Consider the following 3,887-nt stretch of genomic DNA (forward strand, 5'->3'; position numbering starts at 1 on the left):
GAGCGGCAGCGGGCGGTCGTCGGGCAGGCGGCGGACCGCCCACAGCGCCTCGCGGCGGTCGAGGCCGATGGAGCGGAAGGCGTCGGCATCGGCCAGGATATGCAGCGCCCGGGCCGGCAGGGCGCAGCGGCGGGCGAGGTCCTCGATGTCGGCAAAGGGCCGTGCGCGCGCCGCCACCAGCCTCTCGGCCCAGGCCTCGTGGAGGCCGTCGAGCTGGCGGAAGCCGAGGCGCAGGGCATGACCGTCCCGACCGCGCTCGAGGCTGTTGTCCCAGAGGCTCTGATTGACGTCGACGGCGCGGACCTCGACGCCGTGCTCGCGCGCGTCGCGGACGATCTGGGCCGGCGCGTAGAAGCCCATGGGCTGGGCGTTGAGGAGCGCGCAGGCAAAGATCGCGGGGTGGTGACATTTGATCCAGGAGGAGATGTAGACGAGCTTGGCGAAGGAGGCGGCGTGGCTCTCGGGAAAGCCGTAGCTGCCGAAACCCTTGATCTGGTCGAAGCAGCGCTGGGCGAAGGCCGGCCCGTAGCCGCGCGCCACCATCCGCCCCGTCATCAGCGTCTCGAACCGGCCGATCGTGCCGACATTGCGGAAGGTCGCCATGGCCCGGCGCAGGCCGTTGGCCTCGTCGGCGGTGAACTTCGCCGCCACCATGGCGAGGCGCATGGCCTGTTCCTGGAACAGCGGCACGCCGCAGGTCTTGTTCAGCACCTGGTAGAGCTCGTCGGGCTCGCCGTGACCGGGGGCGGGCGAGGGATAGACGACGGGTTCGAGGCCGCTCCGCCGCTTCAGGTAGGGATGCACCATGTCGCCCTCGATGGGGCCCGGGCGGACGATGGCGACCTGGATGACGAGGTCGTAGAGATTGCGCGGTTTGAGGCGTGGCAGCATGTTGATCTGCGCCCGGCTCTCCACCTGGAAGACGCCGATGGAATCGCCGCGGCAGAGCATGTCGTAGACGGCGGGGTCGTCGGGGGGCACGTTGAAGAGGTCGAGGTCCGGCCCGCCGGTCTCGCGCAGCAGGGCGAAGGCCTTGCGGATGCAGGTGAGCATGCCCAGTGCCAGCACGTCGACCTTCATCAGGCCGAGCGCGTCGATGTCGTCCTTGTCCCATTCGATGAAGGTGCGATCCGCCATGGCGGCGGGGCCGATGGGGACCGTCTCGTCGAGCCGGGCGCCGGTCAGTACGAAGCCGCCGACATGCTGGGAGAGATGGCGGGGAAAGCCGATGAGGCGCTCGGCGAGGCCGACGGCGCGGCGGATCAGGGGATTGGCCGGGTCCAGCCCCGCCTCGCGGACATAGTGGTCGCCGATGGCGGTGCCCCATGAGCCCCAGACCATGCCGGCGAGGCGGCCGGTGACGTCCTCGGTGAGGCCGAGGGCCTTGCCGACCTCGCGGATGGCGCTGCGCGGCCGGTAGCTGATGACGGTGGCGGCGATGCCGGCGCGCTCGCGGCCGTAGCGGGCATAGATGTGCTGGATGACCTCCTCGCGGCGCTCGTGCTCGAAATCGACGTCGATGTCCGGCGGCTCGCGCCGTTCCGACGAGATGAAGCGGGCGAAGAGGAGGTCGTGGTCGTTGGGATCGACGGCGGTGATGCCGAGCACGTAGCAGACGGCGGAATTGGCGGCGGAGCCGCGGCCCTGGCAGAGGATGCCCTTGTCCTCGGCGACGCGGACGATGTCGACGATGGTGAGGAAGTAGCGGGCATAGTCGAGGCTCGCGATGAGGGCGAGTTCCTCGGCGAGAAGCTTCTCGACCTTCGCCGGCACCTCACCGCCATAGCGGTGGACGGCACGCTCCCAGGTGATCTTTTCCAGCCAGCCCTGCGGCGTCCAGCCGGGCGGCACCGGCTCCTCCGGATATTCGTATTTCAGCTCGGCCAGCGAGAAATCCATGCGGGACAGCAGGTGCTGCGTCTCGGCGACGGCCTCGGGGCAGTCGCGGAAGAGCCGCGCCATTTCCTGCGCCGGCTTCAGGTGGCGCTCGGCATTGGCGGCCAGGCGAAAGCCGGCCTCCTCGATGGTGACGCCCTCGCGGATGCAGGTGAGCACGTCCTGCAGGTCGCGCTGGGCGGGGTCGTGGTAGAGCACGTCGTTGACGGCGAGGAGCGGCACGCCCACCGCCTCGCCGAGGGCCCGAAGGCGGAAGAGGCGGCGGCGGTCCTCGCCGCTCCGGCCCATGGTTGCGCCGAGCCAGAGCTGGCCGGGCGCAGCCTCGTCGAGGATGCGCAGCGGCGCTTCCAGCCCCGCCTCGTCCTCTCCCGGCATGAGGATGAGCAGGAGGTCGCGGGTGTCCGCCACGAGATCGTCGAGGGTGAGGCGGCAGTCGCCCTTGCCGCCGCGCAGGTTGCCGGTGGTGAGGAGCCGGCAGATGCGGCCCCAGCCGCGCCGGTTGACCGGATAGGCGATCACCTCCGGCGATCCGTCGCAGAAGACGAAGCGGGTCCCGACGGCGAGCCGGAAGCGCTCCGCCGCCGCCTTGAAGGCCTCCGGCTTGAAGCCGAGGGCGCCGGCCTGGGGCATGTCGACCCAGACGAACTCGCCGGGGGAGGAGCCCTCCTTGACCTTGTCGGGTGGGATGAGGCCGTCGGTCCGGATCTCCTTCAGGAAGGCATGGGCGCGCACCACGCCGGCGACCGTGTTGCGGTCGGCGATGCCGATGCCGGAATGGCCGAGGGCGAGGGCGGTGAGCACCAGGTCGCGGGCGTGGGAGGCGCCGCGCAGGAAGGAGAAATTCGAGTGGGTCGCGAGCTCGGCATAGGCCGGTTCATGAGAGGCCATGGGTGGCCTCACGCGAAGAGCCCGTGGACGAACCAGCGCGGCGCGGTCGTCTCAGCACCATAGAGGCCCTGGCGGAACACCCAGAAGCGGCGGCCCTCGCGGTCCTCGAGGCAGTAATAGTCGCGCGTCAGGGCGCTCTCGCCGTCGCGCCACCATTCGGTTGCGATGCGCTCGGGGCCCTCGGCGCGGGCGATCTGGTGGGTGGTGCGCCGCCAGTGGAAGGTGGCCGGCGGGCCGTCCGGGACTTCGGCGAGGGTTTCGATCGGCTGTGGCGGATCGAAGAGCTGGAGGGGCCGGGTGAGGGGGCGGGTGGCGCGCATGGCGGGCCAGGCCAGCGTGGCGCCGACGGCGATGGCCGGCCGCATGGCCTCGGCCCGTTCGGGGATGTGGGAGTGGCGGTCGACGAGGCGCACGACGCTGTCGCGGCCGAAGCGGGCGACCAGCCGGTCGATGAGGGCGACGGTCTCGCGATCGGCCTCGCCGCGGCCGTCGAGCCGCGCCTGGCGCTGCATCTGCGCTTCCGTGCGCAGGACGGCGAGGCGGATGAGATCGAAGCCGAAGCCGGGGTCGGATGGATCGTCGATGAGGTGCATCTTTTCGGCGAAGAGGCGGATGAGGGCCGCCGCGTCGCGCGTCGCCTCGCCCGTCTCCACCCCGATGCGGCGGACGACGCCGTCGGTGCGGAAGAAGCTCGCCTCGAAGAGCCGCCCTCCTTCGCCTCGTTCCTCCAGCGTCGCTCCGGCCGTGCCCAGGATGAGACCGAGCGCGCCGAGGAGATCCTCGCGCCGGCCCACCGGTTCGGCGAAACGGCGCTCGACCATGCAGGCCGCCACCGCCCGGCGCGGCGTCAGGCGCGTGTCCTCGCGGCCGGTGACCCGGCGCAGCCGCGTCGCCAGCAGAGCCCCGAAGCGGGCGACGAGGATGTCGCCTGGACGGGCGGCGAGGTCGCCGATGGTCTTCAGCCCGGCGCGGGTGAGCGCCAGGGCGACGGCGGGATCGATGCCGAGGGCAATGACGGGCAGGGGCGCCACCGCCACCGCCTCGCCGCCGGGGGGGACGCGATCGCAGGTGGCGTAGCGGGCGAGGGCGGAGGCGGCCTCCGG

2 protein-coding genes are annotated in these 3,887 nt (G+C 71.6%); both read right to left on the reverse strand.

The genetic code is table 11. The features are described 5' to 3' along the window. A partial coding sequence (locus ACT6XY_RS22555; RefSeq protein ID WP_444750544.1) for an error-prone DNA polymerase occupies positions 1-2,784 on the reverse strand: 2,784 nt, incomplete at its 3' end. Between the two features lie 8 nt (positions 2,785-2,792). Beyond that, positions 2,793-3,887 (reverse strand): DNA polymerase Y family protein (locus ACT6XY_RS22560; protein ID WP_444750545.1); only part of this gene is annotated, 1,095 nt, incomplete at its 5' end.

The organism is Phreatobacter sp. (genome assembly GCF_052440005.1).
Taxonomy (GTDB): Bacteria; Pseudomonadota; Alphaproteobacteria; order Rhizobiales; family Phreatobacteraceae; genus Phreatobacter.